The organism is Amycolatopsis sp. NPDC028719 (assembly GCF_055565395.1).
Map to the genome: position 1 here is coordinate 398,428 of NZ_JBVHUL010000004.1, position 18,269 is coordinate 416,696.

Here is an 18,269-nt window from a genome sequence, read left to right on the forward strand (position 1 = left end):
GACTGTGGAGTCGACCCGAGTGGACCGCTGGCTTTGGGCGGTCCGGCTGACCAAGACCCGCCCGGACGCGGCAGCGGCGTGCCGGGGCGGTCACGTGCGTGTCAACGACAAACCGGCGAAGCCCGCGACGACCGTGGTGCCGGGCGACGAAGTGCGCCTGCGCATCGCCGGGACGACCAGGATCCTCGACGTGGTACGGGTGATCCAGAAACGCGTGGGCGCGCCGGACGCGGTGACGTGCTACGTGGACCGGACGCCGAAGCCGCCCCCGGAGACCGCGATCCCGGTCGCCCGGCGCGACCGCGGCGCGGGCCGGCCGACCAAAAGGGAGCGTCGCGTGCTGGACGCGTTCCGGCAGCAGGAGCTTTGACCCGGTGCGCGATCGAATGGGGTCGATCGCGCCACTACCGCGGTTTCAGCCCGTCCATCACGAGCGTCAGCAAATGCGCGGTGCGCGCTTCCCGGTCCTTCCCGAAATCGGAACGCCACAAGAACCCGACGAGCTGCAGGATTTCTTCGGCGTCGACGTCCGGCCGGAGCGTTCCCGCACGCTTCCCCGCGTCCAGCAGCAGGGTGATCGCCGCGCACGTCGGCTCGTAGTACTCCCCTGAGAGATCGGCGCGCGTAGCGGCTTCGACGGCCTCGCCGACCCCGTGCTTGATCCGGCCGTACGCCGCCAGCCGCCCGAACCACCGCCGCAGCGCCTCGGCCGGCGGGTGCTCGGCCAGCAACGCCGGCGCCGCGTCGATCAGTTCCTGGACGTCGTGCCGGTAGACGGCCAGCAGGAGCGCTTCCCGGCTGGGGAAGTGGCGGTAGAGCGTGCCCTGGCCGACGCCGGCCGCCTTCGCGATCGACTGCAGCGAGGCGGCGCTCGACGCCTTGAGCGCAGTGCGCGCGACCTCGAGGATCCGCTCACGGTTCTGTTCGGCGTCGGCCCGCATCGGTGTCACACCCCTCACCCTAGCCAAGCGGACAGCTGTCCGCTACCGTCGGAGAGGTAACCGGACACATGTCCGCTTAATCGAGGAGCTGTCATGATCGAGAACAAGGTCGTCGTGATCACCGGCGCCAGCAGCGGGATCGGCGCGGCCACCGCGACCCTGCTGGCCGAGCGCGGCGCGAAGGTCGTGCTGGGCGCGCGACGCAAGGATCGCCTGGACGAACTGGCCGCGAAGCTCGGCGCGGTCGCGCTCCCCACCGACGTCCGGAACCCCTCGGACGTCACCGCGCTGGTCCGGCTGGCTCTCGATCGGCACGGCCGGCTGGACGTCCTGGTCGGCAACGCCGGCATCGCGCCGCTCTCGCGGTTCGACGACCTGCACACCGACGACTGGCACGCGATGTTCGACGTGAACGTGAAGGGCGTGCTCAACGGGATCGCGGCCGCCCTGCCGGTGTTCCGCGAGCAGGGAGCCGGCCAGTTCGTGCACACGGCGTCGACGGCGGCGTACCGGACTGTGCCGGCGATGGCGGTGTACGCGGCGACCAAGACGGCCGTCCGCACGATTTCCGAAGGCCTGCGCCAGGAGGCGGGGCCGGACCTGCGTGTCTCGCTCGTCTCCCCCGGCATCATCGCGACGGACTTCGTCGACGGCATCACGGACCCGGCCGAGAGGGCGCAGCTGACCAGCGTTCGGGACGAGGTGGCGATCTCGCCGGACGCGATCGCGCGGGCCATCGCGTTCGCCATCGACCAGCCCGCGGACGTCGACGTGAACGAGATCGTCGTGCGGCCGACCGCCCAGGCCTGACGCGGCGGGAGCCGGCGCGCGTCAGCGGCCTTGCCGGTGATGCCGTGAATGACTCATTCACCTCATCCACGGTCATGAATGACTCATTCACGGCGTTCGCGGGAGGCGGCACACCCGACGGCCAGCACCCCGGCGCGCTCCGCCGTGATGGCGAAGGTGACGCGGCGGGAGCGCCGGGTGTTCGGCCACCACCGCACGATCACTCCGGACTGAGGAACCCGAGCCGGTTGCCCAGGCAGTGATGGTCATCTCGCGGTCGGACGCCAGGATCGATGTCATCCGTGCGGATTTTCCGGACACACCGGGGAATTCGCCGGGCCGGGTCGGTTCCCGGCGGAAAACGGGTAGTCCTCCTGGCCTGACGGAGGGAAGTCATGACCACGGTGAACGAAGCCCCGGATCGCTTGCTGGCCGCCGCGCGGCCGCTCGTCGTGCGCTACTGCCGCGCCCGCCTCGATGCGGGATCCGCCGACGATGTCGCGCAGGACGTCTGCGTCGCACTGTTCAAGGCGATGCCGCGGCGGCCGCCGGAGCGGCCGTTCCCGAACTTCGTCTGCGGCATCGCCCGGCACAAGGTCGAGGCCGCCCGCAAGGCCGCGGCGCGCCAGTGGGACGAGCCGGTGGCCGAGCTGCCCGAGGAGAGCGACGCCACCCTCGACCCGGAGTACCACGCGCTGCGTCGCGAACTGGGCGAGCGCATGGCGAAGCTGCTTCAAGTCCTGCCGGAGAAGCAGCGGGAGATCGTGGTCCTGCGCGTGGCGGTCGGCCTGTCGGCGGAGGAGACGGCGGAGCTGGTCGGCTCGACGCCGGGTGCGGTGCGGGTCGCCCAGCACCGGGCGCTCAGCCAGCTGAGGAAGGTCGTCGGGGGCTGAGCCGGCGCTACGCTGGCCAGGTGAGCGACAGCGAGAACTTCGAAGGACGCGATGTCGGGTCCGGGATCTCCGTCATCCGCGAAAGCAGCGACGTCGTCGGTTCCGGGCCGCGCCTGCACCGGCACCCCTACACCGAAACGTTCGTCATCATCCGGGGGCGGGCCCGGTTCACCGTCGGCGACGAGCAGCGCGACGGCGGCGCCGGGGACGTGCTGGTCGTCCCGGCCGGCACCCCGCACAAGTTCGCGGTGCTCGGCCCCGGTGTCTACGAGGCCGTGCACATCCACGAGAGCGACCACTTCATCACCGAATGGCTGGAGTGACCCTCAGAGCCCGCCCTCGGGGATCATCGCGCGCAGCTTCGTCAGGGCGCGGTACTGGGTGATGCGGACGTTGCCCGCCGAGATGCCCAGCGCCTCCGCCGTCTCGTTCGCCGACAGGCCGACGACGATCCGCAGCGACAGGATCTCCTGGTGCAGCGGCGGCAGCGACGCCATCAGCCGCCCCAGCCGCGCGCCGAGGTCCAGCTCCAGCACGTGGCTTTCCGGCTCGTTGCCGCCCAGCGGCCGGTCCGGCAGCTCCGACACGGGCTTCGACCGGTCGCGCGCCACCGAGCGGAACGCGTCGGCGACCTTGTTCGCCGCGATCGCCCGCACCAGGTACAGGAACGAACCACCGCGGTCCTGGTAGCCGGGCAGCACCTTCAGCACGGCCAGGCAGACCTCCTGCGCGACGTCGTCGGCCGACAGGTACGACAGGTCGCGCCCGCCGATCCGGGCGCGGCAGTAGCGCACGACCGTCGGCTTGATCAGCCGCAGCAGCGCCTGGACCGCGTCCGGGTCGCCGGCACGCGCCGCCGCCACGAAAGGGTCGAGCTGCTCCTTCGTCAGCTTGCCGTCCGGACGCGGCAGCTCGTCGAGCACGACGTAGCCTTCGACCGCCGTCTCCGCCGTCATGGTGTCCACGGGTTTCCCTCCTCGCATCGTCCACCGGACCGCTCTCGGGTAACCCGTCGCCCACCAGAGCCCACAATGGTCCGGGGACGATTCTTCAATCCGCTTCCCACGATTTTCGGTCCGACAACCGGAGTAATCGAGCCGCTGACCAGCAACGTTGCAGTGGTGTGGTTCTTGTCCAGATATTGTCCGTTAACCACTAACGGGCCACCCGTGTTACCCGGCGGTCCTCCCCCGCGCTCGGGTCAATTAGTGGACAGATCCTGCCGTCGCGGGGTGTCCGGTAGCGAATCCGGGCCGCGTTCCGATCCTTGCCGCGTGACTCGACCCGACCGTCAGGAACCGAAGCCATGATCACCCATTGAACGCCACCGGGACCCCCGCGACGGCCGCCGCCCGGTTCGACGTGTTCTTGTGTTCCGCGGCGGCCGACCCAGCGGAGAAGGCGTTGCGCGCCGACGGGCTGCGCGTTTTCCGCGCTGATCCGTTCGATGATTTCGATCTCTGCGCCCGGGAACTGGCGGCGTGTCGCGTTCTGCTCGCCGATCTTCCGTCCCGTCTGCGCACGGACCGCGTGCTGACGCTCGTTCCAGGAGAATCGCTGGCGGACCTCGTCCGGCGGGTTCGTTCCGCCGTTTCCGTGGGTCCCGGGCTTTCCTCGTTGGCGGCGATCCACCGGGAACTCGTCGCGCGCCGGACGGTTTCGCTCACCGGGCCGGCGGGCGTCGGCAAGACGACCCTGGCCGAGCAGTACGCGGGTCTCTTCGGCCGGTCCGGGGGCCGGGTGCTGCGGACGGGCCCGTTCGGCCACCTCGACCCGGACGACTTCCTCCCGCAGTTCCACCTGGCCCTCGCGACGGCGGCGGGCACGTCCGGACTCGGGTTCGACCGGGTGCGCACCCGGCTGGCCCGCACGATCGAGACGGCGGGCGAGCGGGTGCTGGTGCTGGTCGACGACGTCCCGGCCGGGCTGCCACCGGGTGTCCTCGACCGGGTCGTGCTGCCGGCGCGCCGGGTCCGCACGCTGCTCACGAGCCGGCGCGCCCGCGGGCCGGGGGCGACGGTGGAGGTGCCGGGCCTGCCGCTCGAGGAGGGTTTGCGGGTACTGGGCGCGCCGGACCGGGGTTTCGTCGCCCGCTGCGACGGCCATCCGATGACGTTGCGGGCCACCGCGTTCACCTTGCGGGAGCGGCCCGGGACGTCGCCGGACACCCTGCCGGACACGGCGCCCCACGCCATCCGGGAGGTGCTCGTCCGGCTCGGCCGGCCGGCTCGCGAGGTGGTGCGGCTGGGCGGGGTCCTGGCCCCGGCCCCGATCCCGCCGGAGGTGGCTCGGGGTGCGGCGGACCCCGCCGAGTTCGAGGCGGCGGTGGCGGAACTGGCCGCGCAGGGGTTCGCGACGTGGGTGGACGGGAACGTGCGGCTGCAGGCGCTCGCGATGGAGGTCGCGTGCGGCGCGTTCGGGAAGCCGGGCGCGGACCGGGCGGCGGAAGCGGTCCTCGCCGCACTGACCGACAGCGGCGCTTCGGCCGAGGACCAGACCACCGCCGTCCGGCGGCATCTCCTGCTCCAGCACGCCCGCGTACTAGCCGACCACAGCGCCACTCACCGGGTCGCGCTCCTGCGTCCCCTCGCCGCCGCGCACGAAGCGCACGGGGATCCCGCCGCCGCCGGGGAAATCCACGCCGTCGTCCTCTCGACCGGCGAGGCGGCCTGCGCGGACTTCACCGCCGCGGCCCGGGTCGAACTCGCCTGCGGGCTCGACGCCGAAGCCCTCGGGCACGCGCGGCAGGCCCTCGTCCTGACCCCCGGCGACCACGAAGCCGCCCTGGTCGCGGCCCAAGCCCTCGACAGCCGGGGCGACTACGCCGAAGCCGACCGGACGTTCTGGCACACCCACCTCCCGGCCACCGGCGAAGAACGCCGCCACGCGGCGAAAGCCCGCCGGCTGCGCGGCCACCCCCGCGAGGCCGTCGCCCTCCTCGAACCCGCGCTCGCCGGCCCCGGCCCGCTCCGCGACGACCTGACCCTCGAGTACGCCCGGAACCTCTTCCAGGCCGGGCAGCCGAAGCGAGCAGGAGACGTCGCCGCGGGCATCGAAGACTGTCCCGACGCGCAGGTGATCCAAGCCGAAGCAGCTATGGCCGGCGAAGAACCGGCCGAACTCGAGAAGACCTACGCCCACCGATACGGCAGCGAAAGCCCCCTGACGCTGACCGCGTCGGTCCACGCCGGACGCGCCTTGCTGGCCGGAGGCCAACCGCGGCAGGCGCTGGAGAAGCTGGCCGGGATCGAGCGGATCGTCCGCCGCGCCCTGGGCGACGACCACCTGCTGCACCTCCGGATCCGCCACGCCATGGGTCTCGCGCACGCCCGGCTGCGCGCGTTCGATCGCCAGGCCGACCTGCTCGAAGGCATCCGCGAACCGCAGATCCGGCTGCTGGGCCGGGCCCACCCGGAAACCCTCGAGACCCGCCTCGACCTCGGCCTCGCGCTCGCCCTCGGCGGCCGCGGCCCGCTCGAGCGCGCGACGGCACTCGTCGACGACGCCGCCCGCGACGCCGAATCCGCGCCCGGCGTCAGCCCCGCGCTGGCCGCCAAGGCCCGGGCCGCCAAGCAGGTCGTCCGGCTGCCCGAGCCGTTCGTGTCCGCGCTCCACGCACTCGAACGGCCGGTCTGGCCCTGACGTTCACCCGGCGCCGGCCGGCTGCCAGCTGATCCCGTAGGCGAAGCCCGGCGCGAGGTGCCGGAACCGGACGTGCACCTCACCCGCGTCGTCGGTCTCCAGCACCGCGCCGCGCGGGGAGCGCGTGTCGTTCTGGAACGCCTTTTCCAGCAGCACGATCCGGCCCGGCACCCGATCGCCGAACCGGACGTGCAGGTCGAACAGATCGCACGGGTGCCGCGGCACGCAGATGTAATGCGGTTCCCGCATGTTCGCCCGGAATCGCAGTCCGATGTCGTGGCGCTCACCGCGTCGCAGCGGCTCCGGCAACCGCAACGCCAGCCCGAACCGGTCACTCGACTCCATCTCCCGGCCGGCGAGCACACCGCCGTGGAACACATCGACCGCCAGATCCGACTCGCGTACCGAAACGCCCGATTCCGCGGCCGCGGTGAGCGTCAGTGCCAGGTCCAGCTCGGCGATTTCGTCCGCGTCGGCGACCACCCGGCGGAATTCGAACGCCTCGGCCACCGGCTGGTCGAGTGCGAGGGTGACGCGCAGTTCTTCGGTGTGCCAACTCCGGCTCGGATAGCGCGGCCGCGCATCCGGGGCACCGGCCGCCACGGCCATTGCCGCGACCTGCTCGATTCCTTCGTCGATCCGCCGCCGGACCGTCCGGTCGTCGCGGTCGAGCGTGATCGCCGCCCAGTGCACCCGTTCCTGGTAAAACGGCTTCCGCGCCCGCTCGTCGAGTGCGAACGCCGCCCGCAACGCGATCTTCAGATCGTCCGGCAACGACTCGACCAGTGGCCGCAATCGGTCCGTGAGTTTACGCCTCATGGCCACCGAGTCGTCATCTTCCAAAATGCCACACGTGGCGCGCAAAGCGGGTCCGACGCGATCCGCGAGCGGTGTGGTGAAAATTCCCCTCCCTTTGCGCAGGACCTTCAGCTCGCCGACCACATCCGCCGCACTGAGGTCCACCGTTCCTCCCTCGCCGTTCCCGCACGGGGATCAATAGTCGTCAGCCCCGACGCGGATGTCCAGTCGATCATGGGGCGGCAAACGGATCGTTATCCCGCGGTTTCCGGACCCGCCGCCACGTGAAACGGGAAACCCTTCCCGGCCGCCGCATTCTTGGGGGCCGCACCGATTTCGCATCGGAAAACGACCGGCCCGGGACGCCCTCGCCCGGCCGTGTCGAAAGCGTCGAATACCCGGCCACCGCCGAGCCACTCCTGCGGGTGATCGTGGCGTGGCCGGGAGCGGACCGGGGTACTTGTTGATCATGAACCCGAAGATGTGGCGCCTGCTGGTCTCGGGGTCGCTGCGGCTGTTCCTGGTCAGCGCCGTGCCGGCCGCGGCGCACCTGTCGCTGTTCGTCGGGGTGGTCGCGACGGCGATCGTCTTCGTCGTGCCGGCGCCGCAGACCCTGCACCAGCGCCTGGGCCCCTAGCCGGAAACGATGCGCGCGAGCACGGACGGGACCGCCCGTTCGAGCCCGGCCGCGGCTTCCTCCTCACCGGCCAGGTGCCGGAGCAGGGCCTGCTGGAACAGGCCGTCGAGCAGCGCGTAGGCGACGGCCTGCGGCACGGCGGCCGAAGCCGGGGCCAACTCGGCGTAGCGCGCGACGACGTGGTGGATCATCTCCTCGCGGCGCTGGTCGATCTCCAGCACGTCGGCGCGGAAGGACTCCTCGAACAGGCTCTGGTTGCGCAGGTCGTACCAGAGGCGGTGCATCTTGGCGTCCGCGCGCAGCGTCGCGGCCATCGCCGCCGCGAAGTCGCGTTCCAGGTCGGCCGCCGTCCGCGCGCCGGCGACGATTTCGTCGTACCGGGTGACGCACACTTCCTCGAACTGCCGCACGCAGTGGGTCAGCAGGTCGACCTTGTCGGTGAAGTAGTAGTGCAGCACGCCGTGCGAGAACTCCGAGTTCTGCGCGATCTCCCGCAGGCTGGTGCGCGCGTAGCCGAGCTCGGCCAGCGTCTGCAGCGCAGACGCCGCGAGCTGGGCGCGCCGGTCGGCGAACTTGTCCACCTGGCGGCGCGAGATCCGGTCCCGGGTCCGCTCCTTCGCCTCTGTCACCTGCACCGTCCGTCACGTAGTCGTTGCCGGATCCAGTCTATCGAGCACTTGACCAGCTTTTCCTTGACAAGCGTCCAAGAGACCCTTGACGACCGTCCAGGCCCCGGAGATGCTGAGCGCCGACCGGCTCGAGGAGGAGGTGTCCATGGGGCGGCACGACCTGTCCGGGCGCGCGGCGCTGGTCACCGGCGGCGCGGGCGGCTTGGGGGCCGGCCTGGCCGGAGCGCTGGCCGAGGCCGGCGCCGCGGTGGTGATCGCCGACGTCCGGGAGGACCTGGGCCGCGCGACCGCGGACGCGCTCAAGCAGACCGGCGCCGCCGCCGCGTTCGTCCGGCTCGACGTCACCGACGACGCGAGCTGGGCGCAGGCCGTGGGCGAGACCATCGCCGAGCTCGGCGGCCTGGACATCGTGGTCAACAACGCCGACGTCGAAATCGCGGGCCCGCTCGCCGACCTGGACCCGGCGGGCTTGCGGCGGATGCTCGACGTCAACGTCCTCGGTACCGCGCTCGGCATCAAGCACGCCTTCCGCGCGATGCGCCCGGGCGGCGCGGCCGGCCACGGCGGCGCGGTCGTCAACCTCGCGTCGGTCGCCGCGACCGTCGCCTTTCCCGGCATCGCCGGCTACTCGGCGACGAAGTCCGCGGTCGACCGGCTGACCCGGGTGGCCGCGGCGGAGGCCGGGAAGCTCGGCTACGACGTGCGCGTCAACTGCGTCTACCCCGGGCTGGGCTCGCCGGAGCCGGGCACCCGGCCCGCGTCCGGCGAGGTCACCGACCTGGCCGGCGCCGTCGTGTTCCTGGCCTCCGACGCCGCCCGCTTCGTCACCGGCGCCGGCCTGCCGGTCGACGGCGGCCCGTGAGCGCTACGCCGCCTGCCACGGCCGGAGCTTCTCCGGGTTCCGCACCGCCCAGATCCGCCTGATCACCCCGTCCGCCACGTCGAACGCCAGCACCGTCTCAACCACGCCGTCGCGCTCGGCCACCAGCCCGGGCCGGCCGTTCACCACCCGCTCCCGCAGTTTCATGGCGGGGACCCGCTCGGTGATCCGCACGGTGTAGCGCGCCACCTGCTCCCCGCCCTCGACCGGGTGCGCCACCGTACTGGCGAGGCCGCCACCGTCGGCGACCGCGACGACCGACGGGTCCAGGAGCCCGACCAGGCCCGCGATGTCCTTGGCTTCCCAGGCCTTCTTGAACGCCCGGACGACCTCGGTGCTCCGCGCCGGGGAAGGCGACGGAGCGGGACGGAGGCGGCGCCGGGCCGACGTCGCGAGCTGACGGCACGCCGCCGAAGTGCGTCCCAGCACCGAAGCCACGTCGGAGAACGGGTAGCCGAACACGTCGTGCAGGACGAACGCCACCCGCTCCGCCGGCGTCATCGCCTCGCACACGACGAGGAACGCCATCGTGATCGACTCCTCGAGCAGCAGCAGCTCCGCCGGGTCCGCGAGGCTGTCCGACGGCACCGGCTCCGGGATCCACTCGCCGGCGTACCGCTCCCGGCGGACCCGCGCCGAGCCCAGCAGGTCCAGGCAGATCCGGCTCGCGACGGTCGTCAGCCACGCGCCGGGCCGGTCGACCGCGTCCCGCTGCCGCGCGGACAGGGCGTACCACCGGCCGTACGCCTCCTGGACGACGTCCTCGGCGTCGCTCAGGGAACCCAGCAGCCGGTAGGCGATCGCGATCAGCCGCGGCCGCTCGATCATCACGTCGTTCTCGCTCACACGCCCCTGACGAGTCCCGGCGCGCATCTGTGACACCGGCGTACGCGATCCGGCGTAGGCGCAAGTGCCGTACGTCGGCGGACGACCGGGGCCCGCCGGATCACCACCATTGAGCCATCCCGAAAGGAGGCACCATGACGCTCAAGCCCCGGGCCCGGAAGTGGTACCTGGTGGCGCACATCTTCTCGGCGGGCCTGTGGATCGGGATGGACGCCGTGCTCGGCATCCTGGTCTGCACCGCGCTGATCTCGGACGACGCCGCCGTCGTCGCGACCAGCCTGCGGGCGCTCGGCCTCTTCGCCGTCTGGCCGATGCTGGTCGCCGCGCTGCTCACGCTCGCCAGCGGTGTCGTGCTCGGGCTAGGGAGCAAGTACGGCCTCGTCCGGTACTGGTGGGTTGCCGTGAAGCTGGCCGTCAACGTCCTGATGGCGCTGCTGATCCTCTTCGCGCTGCGGCCCGGGATCGACGAGGCCGTGGAGCACCCCGAAGGCCTGCTCTACCCCGTCGTCGTCGCGCCCGCGCTCTTGCTGTTCGCCAGCGTCCTCTCGGTCTTCAAGCCGTGGGGCCGCGTCCGGAAGGAATCCCATGCCCCTGCCCGTCGCTCTGCCCGTTCGAACAACCGCCCTGACCAAACGCTACGGACCGGCCGCCGCGGTCGAGGACCTGAACCTGTCGGTGCACGCCGGTGAGGTCTACGGCTTCCTCGGCCCGAACGGCGCCGGCAAGACGACCACGCTGCGGATGCTGCTCGGCCTGATCCGGCCGACCGCCGGCCGCGTCCGGGTGCTCGGCGCCGAACCCGGGCCCGGCAGCCTCGCCCGCGTCGGCGCGCTGATCGAAGGCCCGGCCTTCTACCCGTACCTGTCCGGCCGGGCCAACCTGCGGGTCTTCGCCGACCACGCCGGCGTGCGGCGCACCCGCGTCGACGCCGTGCTCGACATCGTCAGCCTCGCAGACCGCGCGAAGGACCGGTATTCGACGTACTCGCTCGGCATGAAGCAGCGGCTCGGCCTGGCCGCCGCGCTGCTGAAGGACCCCGAGCTGGTCGTGCTCGACGAGCCGACCAACGGCCTCGACCCGGCCGGAATGGCCGACATGCGGGTCACCCTCCGCAAGCTCGCCGCCGACGGCTGCACCGTGCTGCTGTCCAGTCACCTGCTGGCCGAGGTCGAGCAGATCTGCGACCGCGTCGGCGTCCTCGACCACGGCCGGCTCGTCAGCGAAACCACCGTCGAGGACCTGCGGGCGGGCGGGGCGCTGCGCGTCGTCGCGGAGCCGCTCGAGCGGGCCCGCGACCACTTGCGCCGGTTGTACGGCGGCGTCCGCGTCGAGGGGAATGCCCTCGAACTCGACGTCGACCCGGGTGAAGCCGGGCGCGTCAACGCCGAGCTCGTCGGCGCGGGGGTCACCGTCACCGAGCTGCGCTGGCGCGAACCCGACCTCGAACAGACCTTCCTCGCCCTGACCGGAGGTACCGGCCATGCTGCGTGACATCCGCGCCGAGCTGACCAAGCAGGCGCGCCGCCCCGCGAGCTGGCTGCTGCTGGCCGTCGCCGTCGTGCTGTCGCTGACCTTCGGTTACGCCGTCCCGTACGCCGGGCTCAGCGGCGCCGCCGGTCCCCCGGGCTCCGGTCGCGGGCTGGCCGCGATGCTGCCCGGCGCGTTCGTCGGCAGCGCGCTGGGCGGGCTGCCGGTCTTCGTCGGGGCCCTCGCGCTGATCTTCGGCGTGCTGGTGGCGGGCAGCGAATACGGCTACGGCACGTGGAAGACGGTCCTGGTGCAGCACCCGTCACGCGTCGCCGTCTTCGCCGCGAAGCTGGTCACCGTCGCGATCGGGGCGCTGGCCGTCGTGCTCGCGCTGTTCGCCGCGACGGCGGGCGCGAGCGTGCTCGTCGCGGCGCTGAAGGACCAGGCGCTGGTCTGGCCGCCGGTGCGGGACGTCCTGCTGGGCCTCGGCGCCGGCTGGCTCGTCACGACGATGTGGGGCGCGCTCGGCGTCCTGCTCGCGATCGGCCTGCGGTCGGTCGCGCTGCCGATCGGGCTCGGCCTGGTGTGGCTGCTGGCCGTGCAGAACCTCCTCGCGTCGATCGCCGCACCCCTGCTGGACTGGGTCGCGCAGCTGCAGAAGGCCCTCCCCGGGCCGAACGCGGGCGCGCTCGCGGCGGCGTTCGGGGCGAGCGCGCCGGGCGTCGACCCGATCGTCGGCTCCGGGCAGGCCACCGTCGTGCTGGCCGCTTACCTGATCGCGTTCGCGGTACTCGGCGGCTGGCTGCTGCACCGCCGTGACATCGCCTGATGCGGGGTACCGGCCACCGGTGCGGTGAACCGGTACCGCCGTGCGCGCGGTGTAGTGTTTGCCGGTCCGACGGCGGGTGAGCCACGTGAGGTGCCATGACAGTGCGGCGGTACCCGGTGGCGGTCCTGCTCGTCGTCATGACGCTGGCGCTGGTCGTGGTGAACGGTTTCGCGTTCTGGGGCGACACCTTCGCCCTGTGGGTCGACGACGCCCTGCAGCTGAGCGCCGGGGTCGGCGCGGTCGTCTGCGGCGTCCTGGTCGCGCGCCGGGTCCGGGGGCACCAGCGGTGGTGGCGGGTGCTCGTGGCGATCGGCATGACCGGCTGGTCGCTCGGCCAGTGCGTCTGGTCGTGGTACCAGCTGATCGACGGGCGCGGGCTGCCGTCGCCGTCCCTGGCCGACGTCGGCTACCTCAGCTTCCCGGTGTTCGCGCTCGCCGCCCTCTTCGTCCTGGCCCGGGCGCGGATCCGGCCGGACCGCGAACGCTGGCAGCCCGCGCAGTGGACCGCGCACTTCGGCGTGGCGGTGGTGCTCGACGGCCTGATCGTCACCGGCTCGCTGTTCATCCTCACCTGGACCGCGGCGCTCGGGCAGCTGGTCCGGGCCACCGCGCCGGACAAGCCGACCTGGGCCGTCGCCATCTCCTACCCGCTCTCGGACCTGGTGATCGTGGTCGTCGCCGTGCTGCTGGTCGTGTTCGACCGGGTGGACCGGCCCTACCGCAGGAACCTGCTGCTGGCCGCCGTCGGGATCGTCGCGCTGGCCGCCTCCGACAGCGTGTTCGCCTACCTGGTCAGCATCGGCGCGGAGAGCATGAAGCCGTGGTCCGACGGCGGGTTCGTGCTCGGGCCGCTGTTCATCGCCTTCGCCCTGTCGGTGACGCCGGGGCAGCGGCGGCACGACGACGTGAGCCCGGCGGGCGGGGTCGACTGGTGGCAGCTGGCGCTGCCGTACGTCCCGGTGACGGCGGTGGCGCTGCTGATCACCGGCCAGCTGCTGGCCGGCGCCGGACCGGACGGCGTCGAGGTGTTCGTCGGCGTGCTGGTGGTGTTCCTCGTGCTCGCCCGGCAGCTGCTTTCCTTGCTGGACAACAGGTTGCTGCTGCGCCGGGTCTACGACGGACAGCAGCAGCTGACCCATCAGGCGTACCACGACCCGTTGACCGGGCTGGCCAACCGCGCGCTGTTCGCCGACCGGCTGGACCGGGCCGTGGAGACCGTCGACCGGCCGCTCGTGCTGATCTTCGTCGACCTCGACGACTTCAAGGAGGTCAACGACCGGTTCGGGCACGCGGGCGGCGACGTCCTGCTGCACGCCGTCGCGCAGCGGCTGCTGAGCTGCGTGCGCGCGGGCGACACGGTCGCGCGCCTGGGTGGCGACGAGTTCGCGATCCTGCTGGAAGGCGAGGTGGACGCGCCGCAGGCGGTCGCCGACCGGATCCAGGGCGCGCTGCGGCGGCCGTTCGCGGTGCACGGCACGCTCGTCCCGGTCCGCGCGAGCATGGGCCTGGTGGTGCCGGACCCGGCCGAGCCGCTGGTGACGTCGGACGTCCTGCTGGGCCGCGCGGACACGTCGATGTACGCGAGCAAGCGGCTGGGCAAGGACACGACCGTCGTCTACCGCCCGTCGCAGGACGGGCCGCCGGACTTCCCGTCGGCGTTGCGGCGGGCTTCGGGCGGTGTTCCGGAGGGCTTCAACCTGGTGTTCCAGCCGATCGTCCGGCTGGCCGACGAGGCCCCGGTGGCCGTCGAGGCGCTGGCCCGCTGGACCGCGCGCGACGGCACGGCGGTCTCGCCCGAGACGTTCGTCCGCGCGGCCGAGAGCGCGGGCCTCGGCGCCGAGCTGGACGCGCTGGTGCTGGACCTGGCGTGCCGCGAGATCACGACGGCCGGGCTGGACCTCACGGTGCACGTGAACGTGTGCGCGAGCCGCCTCGGCGCGGCCGCGCTGGAGCGGAGCGTCGCTTCCGCGCTGGACCGCTACCGGCTGCCGGCGTCCCGGCTCGTCGTCGAGATCACCGAGACGGTGCCGGTCCCGGACCTGGCGGCGGGGGCGGGCGCGATCCGGCGGTTGCAGGAGCTGGGCGTGCGGGTGGCGCTGGACGACTTCGGCGCGGGGTACAGCTCCCTGACGGTGCTGCACGCGCTGCCGGTCGACCTGATCAAGCTGGACCGGGCGTTGACGACGGGGGTGCAGCCGGAGCGCGACGCGGCGCTGTGCCGGTCGCTGGTCGGGCTGTGCGCGGATCTCGAGCTGGACGTGGTCGCCGAGGGGATCGAGACGGCCGAGCAGGCTTCCTTGGTCACCGCGGCGGGGTGCACCACCGCGCAGGGCTACCTCTACGGCCGCCCCGCTCCGCTCTCGGCCCTCCGGCTGTCGGCGATCCCCGCGGGTTAGGAGCCGGGTGACCGCTCAGTCCGCGCGGACTCCGGGTGGGAGGACGCCGAAGATCGTCGCCGTCGAACCCGCGCCGTTGCGGTTGATCGGGCCGCCCGCCAGCACCCACGCCCCCGTCGTCGGCAGGGCCTTCAGGTTCGCCAGGATCTCCAGGCTGATCCGGTGCCGCCGGTAGACCAGCTTCGACACCGTGTACGTCTCGTCGGTGCCGACGTCCGGGCTGAACGTGTCGGTACCCGTGCCGCCGCGGCGGCCGAGCCGTCCGGTGTCGATCAGCCACTCGACCGCCGGGATCGAGAACCCGGGCTGGTGCAGCACGCCGTCGGCGTCGGTGTTCGGGTAGGCCGGGGTGCCCCACTTCGCGTCCCAGCCGGTCCAGAGCACGACGACGGACTCGTCGGGGATCCGGCCGTGGCGCTTCTCCCAGGCCTTGAGGTCGTCGATCGTGACGCCGTAGTCGGGGTTGCCCGCGGCCTTCGCTCTTATGTCGATCTTCACGGCGGGCCGGAACAGATCCGCGGGGTCCATGTCGTCGGCCAAGGGTTCGCCGGTGGTGAAGTGGCCCGGCGCACCCCAGTGCGTGCCGGTGTGCTCGCCTTCGCGGACGAACTGCAGGTAGTAGCCGTCGTCCGGGATGGTGGCGATGGTTTCCAGCTCGAAGGCCGGGTCGCCGGGGAAGACGTTCGTCGTGGCGGGATCGTTGACGTGCGAGAGGTTCACCAGCTTCAGCTGGTCGAGCCGGACCGGCGGTGCTGTCGCGGCTGGGGCGGCCTGGGCGGTCCGCCCGGACAGCGCGGCGCCGAACACCCCGGCCAGCCCGGCGGCCAGCACCCTGCGTCTCATCGGCATGGGGACCCCTTTCACCGGAACACCGCCCGTGCGGTGTGCCTGCACGGTGATATCACCCGAGCCACGCGGGGCCAAGGAGCTGAGCGAGGATGGGCGCATGAACGACGACATCGAAGACCACGCCGACGAAGGCATCCTCGACCCCGAGGACACCTTGGACGACCGCGACGAGCTGGCGGAGGGGTACTCGCCGCCGGAACGCCCGCGGGAAACCGAGGACTGGGGCACGACCGCGCGCGAGACCGCCGAGGGCGAGAGCTGGGAAGGCCGGCTGGCCCGCGAGGTCCCGGACCTCGCGTCCGACGAGGGTGACGGTCTCGGCGACAGCGAAGACACCGACGGCGAGCTGATCGACGACGAGGTCGGCGACGTCCGCGCGGGCCGCCTGGTGGCGACGGACGAGGGCTTCGGCGCCGACACCGACGAAGAGCTGTACGCGTCCGACGCGGGCATCGACGGCGGCGCGGCGTCGGCGGAGGAAGCAGCCGTCCACGTGATCGACCCGTCTCGGCGCTGGTGACGAGCCGGACCCGCCCCCTCGACGGGTCCGGCCCCGATTTCGCGACCGGCCTAATCCTTTCCCCCGTCCGGCGCGTGGGGTAGGCGGCAGAGCGGTCATGTCCGGATCCGGCCGGACCCGCCCGCCCTGCCGGAAGGGGACACGGGATGCTCGAGGGGCTGCTGACACCCGGCGCGGGCGCGCTGTACGACGCGATGGTGCGCACCGGGCCGTTACCGCTGGACGACCCGCGGGCCGAGAGCCCGGAGATGCGGGAGCTGCTCGACCGCGGGTTCGCGCGCCGCGACTACCGCGACGACCCGGTGATCGCGCCGATGGAGCCGGTGCGCGCGGTCGACCACGCCATCCTCGGCGCGCAGCAGCAGCTGCTGGAGCAGCAGCGCCAGATCGTCGCGGCGCGCCAGCAGCTCGACGTGCTGCAGGCGGTGTACCGGGCGGCGAACGGCGCGGCCGGCACCGCGGCCGTCGAGGTGCTGACCGACCCGCGGCGCATCGGCTCGCTGTCGCTGGAGCTGTGCCTGTCCGCGCGCGAGGAGTTCCTGACGTTCACGACGCGCCACTTCAAGCGCAAGCCGGACGCGGGCACGGTGATGCGGCTGCCGGAGGCGGTGACCGAGCGCGGGGTCGTCCTGCGCAACGTGTACGAGCGCGCGGCGCTGGAGTTCGAGGGCGCGAAAGAGGTCGTCGACGCGAGCGTGGCCGCCGGCTGGACCATGCGGGTGGCGCCGGAGCTGCCGATGAAGATGGTGATCGCGGACCGCCATTCGGCGCTGGTCCCGCTCGACCCGAGCGGCATGGACGGCGCGCTGTTCATCCGCAGCCCGACGATCGTGGCGTCGTTGCGGATGCTGTTCGAGCTGGTCTGGAGCCAGGCGGTCGCGGTGCAGGGGCCGGATTCCCAGCCGCGCCACGGGCTGACCCCGACCCAGGCGAAGGTGCTCGACCTGCTGGCGACGGGCATGACGGACGGAGCGATCGCGCGGCACCTGGACGTGAGCGAGCGGACGGTCCGCAGGCACGTGCAGGGACTGCTGGAGGCCCTGCAGGCGGACAACCGGGTGGCGGCGGTCTTCGCCGCGACCCGGCTGGGCTGGCTGGGCTGACGCCCGCGCGGCTCAGCTTGTGCCCGGCCGGGCGTGCTGGGCTCAGGCCGACGCGAGTCGGCCCCTGCCCCGGCCGACGCAGCTCGGCCTGTGCCCCGGGCGGGGCTGGGCTACTCCAGCTTCTTGCACTGCGGCGGGCCCTCGGTCCAGATCCAGACGCACTGCCCCGGAGGCCGGACCGCGGGATCACCGCTGCCCGACGCCGCGGCCGCCACCGGCGCGCCCAGCGTCCCGATGACCGCCGCCACGGCCAATCCGGCCAGCGCTCGCTTGATCATGGTGGTCCTCCCCGTGCGGTGATCTTCCACCGTCAACGTAAGGCCGGGGCCCGGTGCACCGGCAGGGGCGGGTTCGGCCACTGTCCGCTTCCGGCCAGCGGCGGGCGGGGAGGCCGGGTTCCGAGGCAGGTTCCGCGCTCGGCCGGGCACAGGCTCCGAGGCGGGTTTCGAGGCCGGCCGGGCACGGTTCCGAGGCCGGATTCCGCGCTCGGCCGGGCACAGGTTCCGAGGCCGAGTTCCGCGCCCGGATTCCGAAGCCGAGTTCCGCGCCCGGATTCCGAGGCCGAGTTCCGCGCCCGGATTCCGAGGCCGGTTCCGCGCCCGGATTCCGAGGCCGAGTTCCGCGCCCGGATTCCGAGGCCGGGCGCGGCCCGGAGTCCGCACCGACCGGCACGGTCCGCGCGGTCGGAGCCCGCTCGAATCCGGCCGGAACCGGACGTTGGCCGCCCTCGACCGGTGTGCCGGGGGCGCTGCGCTCCTACCGTCAGGGCATGGGTGAGGAGGCGCCCCCGCGCTGGTGGGCCGAGGAGGGCGCGCGGCCCCGGCCGGAGCCGGCCGGCTGGTGGCCCGAGGCCGACACCCTGCACTGGGTCCAGAGCCGCCACCCCGCAGACGACGACCCACCCGGCTGAACCGCGAGCCACGCAGCGCCCCAATGTGGCGTTCGGTGCGTCTGACGCACCGAACGCCACATTTGGTGGGTCCCCCGCAACCCACGCCCCAGCGGGGCGCTCTATCCAGACCACGAGCGCTGTAGTGGTCCCGGCCTGGG

General features: G+C 72.7%; 21 protein-coding genes. 14 read left to right on the plus strand and 7 right to left on the minus strand.

The genetic code is table 11. The features are described 5' to 3' along the window. Nucleotides 1-4 precede the first annotated feature (4 nt). The gene (locus tag ACZ4TR_RS20360; protein ID WP_465288498.1) at nucleotides 5-370 is read left to right on the plus strand and encodes an RNA-binding S4 domain-containing protein; all 366 of its coding nucleotides are present in this window, start codon (nucleotides 5-7) and stop codon (nucleotides 368-370) included. 34 nt (nucleotides 371-404) lie between these two features. Here the strand turns inward: ACZ4TR_RS20360 and ACZ4TR_RS20365 are convergent, their stop codons facing one another. After that, nucleotides 405-941, minus strand: coding sequence for a TetR/AcrR family transcriptional regulator (locus ACZ4TR_RS20365; RefSeq protein WP_465288957.1), 537 nt, complete (start codon nucleotides 939-941; stop codon nucleotides 405-407). Between the two features lie 93 nt (nucleotides 942-1,034). Between ACZ4TR_RS20365 and ACZ4TR_RS20370 the strand changes: the two genes are divergently transcribed. From ACZ4TR_RS20370 to ACZ4TR_RS20380, 3 genes are all read left to right on the plus strand, one after another. Then, the gene (locus tag ACZ4TR_RS20370; protein ID WP_465288499.1) at nucleotides 1,035-1,751 is read left to right on the plus strand and encodes an SDR family oxidoreductase; all 717 of its coding nucleotides are present in this window, start codon (nucleotides 1,035-1,037) and stop codon (nucleotides 1,749-1,751) included. Nucleotides 1,752-2,125: 374 nt separating this feature from the next. After that, nucleotides 2,126-2,623 carry a sigma-70 family RNA polymerase sigma factor gene (locus ACZ4TR_RS20375; RefSeq protein WP_465288500.1) on the plus strand — a complete coding sequence of 166 codons (498 nt, stop codon included), beginning with the start codon at nucleotides 2,126-2,128 and terminating at the stop codon, nucleotides 2,621-2,623. Nucleotides 2,624-2,643: 20 nt separating this feature from the next. Next, on the plus strand, nucleotides 2,644-2,946 hold the full coding sequence (locus ACZ4TR_RS20380; protein WP_364526494.1) for a cupin domain-containing protein: 303 nt from the start codon (nucleotides 2,644-2,646) through the stop codon (nucleotides 2,944-2,946). A gap of 3 nt (nucleotides 2,947-2,949) precedes the next feature. Here ACZ4TR_RS20380 and shbA read toward each other — a convergent pair whose 3' ends face one another. Then, entirely contained in the window at nucleotides 2,950-3,579 is a 630-nt protein-coding gene (shbA, locus tag ACZ4TR_RS20385) for an RNA polymerase sigma factor ShbA (protein WP_364526514.1), read from the minus strand. A gap of 361 nt (nucleotides 3,580-3,940) precedes the next feature. Here shbA and ACZ4TR_RS20390 point away from each other — a divergent pair, with 361 nt between their 5' ends. Continuing rightward, on the plus strand, nucleotides 3,941-6,265 hold the full coding sequence (locus tag ACZ4TR_RS20390; protein WP_465288501.1) for a hypothetical protein: 2,325 nt from the start codon (nucleotides 3,941-3,943) through the stop codon (nucleotides 6,263-6,265). 3 nt (nucleotides 6,266-6,268) lie between these two features. On the opposite strand, the gene ACZ4TR_RS20395 is transcribed toward ACZ4TR_RS20390, so the two are convergent. Beyond that, nucleotides 6,269-7,228, minus strand: coding sequence for a hypothetical protein (locus ACZ4TR_RS20395; protein ID WP_465288502.1), 960 nt, complete (start codon nucleotides 7,226-7,228; stop codon nucleotides 6,269-6,271). Between the two features lie 304 nt (nucleotides 7,229-7,532). Between ACZ4TR_RS20395 and ACZ4TR_RS20400 the strand changes: the two genes are divergently transcribed. Then, on the plus strand, nucleotides 7,533-7,700 hold the full coding sequence (locus tag ACZ4TR_RS20400) for a hypothetical protein (protein WP_360681870.1): 168 nt from the start codon (nucleotides 7,533-7,535) through the stop codon (nucleotides 7,698-7,700). Here ACZ4TR_RS20400 and ACZ4TR_RS20405 read toward each other — a convergent pair. Further along, nucleotides 7,697-8,329, minus strand: a complete 633-nt coding sequence (locus ACZ4TR_RS20405; protein ID WP_465288503.1) for a TetR/AcrR family transcriptional regulator — start codon at nucleotides 8,327-8,329, stop codon at nucleotides 7,697-7,699. The genes ACZ4TR_RS20400 and ACZ4TR_RS20405 overlap by 4 nt on opposite strands. An 85-nt stretch (nucleotides 8,330-8,414) precedes the next feature. Here ACZ4TR_RS20405 and ACZ4TR_RS20410 point away from each other — a divergent pair, with 85 nt between their 5' ends. Then, on the plus strand, nucleotides 8,415-9,191 hold the full coding sequence (locus ACZ4TR_RS20410) for an SDR family NAD(P)-dependent oxidoreductase (protein WP_465288504.1): 777 nt from the start codon (nucleotides 8,415-8,417) through the stop codon (nucleotides 9,189-9,191). Nucleotides 9,192-9,194: 3 nt separating this feature from the next. Here ACZ4TR_RS20410 and sigJ read toward each other — a convergent pair whose 3' ends face one another. Continuing rightward, entirely contained in the window at nucleotides 9,195-10,037 is an 843-nt protein-coding gene (gene sigJ / locus ACZ4TR_RS20415) for an RNA polymerase sigma factor SigJ (RefSeq protein ID WP_465288958.1), read from the minus strand. Between the two features lie 152 nt (nucleotides 10,038-10,189). Between sigJ and ACZ4TR_RS20420 the strand changes: the two genes are divergently transcribed. The 4 genes from ACZ4TR_RS20420 to ACZ4TR_RS20435 all read left to right on the plus strand — a co-directional run bounded on the left by ACZ4TR_RS20420 (nucleotide 10,190) and on the right by ACZ4TR_RS20435 (nucleotide 14,747). After that, nucleotides 10,190-10,744 carry a hypothetical protein gene (locus tag ACZ4TR_RS20420; protein ID WP_465288505.1) on the plus strand — a complete coding sequence of 185 codons (555 nt, stop codon included), beginning with the start codon at nucleotides 10,190-10,192 and terminating at the stop codon, nucleotides 10,742-10,744. After that, on the plus strand, nucleotides 10,641-11,546 hold the full coding sequence (locus ACZ4TR_RS20425) for an ABC transporter ATP-binding protein (RefSeq protein WP_465288506.1): 906 nt from the start codon (nucleotides 10,641-10,643) through the stop codon (nucleotides 11,544-11,546). The genes ACZ4TR_RS20420 and ACZ4TR_RS20425 overlap by 104 nt, the downstream gene beginning before the upstream one ends. Then, nucleotides 11,536-12,351, plus strand: a complete 816-nt coding sequence (locus tag ACZ4TR_RS20430) for an ABC transporter permease (protein ID WP_465288507.1) — start codon at nucleotides 11,536-11,538, stop codon at nucleotides 12,349-12,351. Before ACZ4TR_RS20425 ends, ACZ4TR_RS20430 begins: the two co-directional genes overlap by 11 nt. A 95-nt stretch (nucleotides 12,352-12,446) precedes the next feature. After that, nucleotides 12,447-14,747, plus strand: a complete 2,301-nt coding sequence (locus tag ACZ4TR_RS20435; RefSeq protein WP_465288508.1) for a putative bifunctional diguanylate cyclase/phosphodiesterase — start codon at nucleotides 12,447-12,449, stop codon at nucleotides 14,745-14,747. A 15-nt stretch (nucleotides 14,748-14,762) separates the two neighbouring features. On the opposite strand, the gene ACZ4TR_RS20440 is transcribed toward ACZ4TR_RS20435, so the two are convergent. Next, on the minus strand, nucleotides 14,763-15,596 hold the full coding sequence (locus ACZ4TR_RS20440) for a cyclase family protein (protein ID WP_465288509.1): 834 nt from the start codon (nucleotides 15,594-15,596) through the stop codon (nucleotides 14,763-14,765). Between the two features lie 97 nt (nucleotides 15,597-15,693). On the opposite strand from ACZ4TR_RS20440, the gene ACZ4TR_RS20445 reads away from it, so the two are divergent. Further along, nucleotides 15,694-16,116, plus strand: coding sequence for a DUF5709 domain-containing protein (locus ACZ4TR_RS20445; RefSeq protein WP_364520474.1), 423 nt, complete (start codon nucleotides 15,694-15,696; stop codon nucleotides 16,114-16,116). Between the two features lie 146 nt (nucleotides 16,117-16,262). Further along, complete coding sequence (locus ACZ4TR_RS20450; protein WP_465288510.1) at nucleotides 16,263-17,219, plus strand: LuxR C-terminal-related transcriptional regulator; 957 nt, start codon at nucleotides 16,263-16,265, stop codon at nucleotides 17,217-17,219. A 110-nt stretch (nucleotides 17,220-17,329) separates the two neighbouring features. Here the strand turns inward: ACZ4TR_RS20450 and ACZ4TR_RS20455 are convergent, their stop codons facing one another. Beyond that, nucleotides 17,330-17,497 carry a hypothetical protein gene (locus ACZ4TR_RS20455; RefSeq protein ID WP_364520478.1) on the minus strand — a complete coding sequence of 56 codons (168 nt, stop codon included), beginning with the start codon at nucleotides 17,495-17,497 and terminating at the stop codon, nucleotides 17,330-17,332. Nucleotides 17,498-17,988: 491 nt separating this feature from the next. Between ACZ4TR_RS20455 and ACZ4TR_RS20460 the strand changes: the two genes are divergently transcribed. Beyond that, complete coding sequence (locus ACZ4TR_RS20460; RefSeq protein WP_465288511.1) at nucleotides 17,989-18,129, plus strand: hypothetical protein; 141 nt, start codon at nucleotides 17,989-17,991, stop codon at nucleotides 18,127-18,129. The last annotated feature ends 140 nt before the right edge of the window (nucleotides 18,130-18,269 follow it).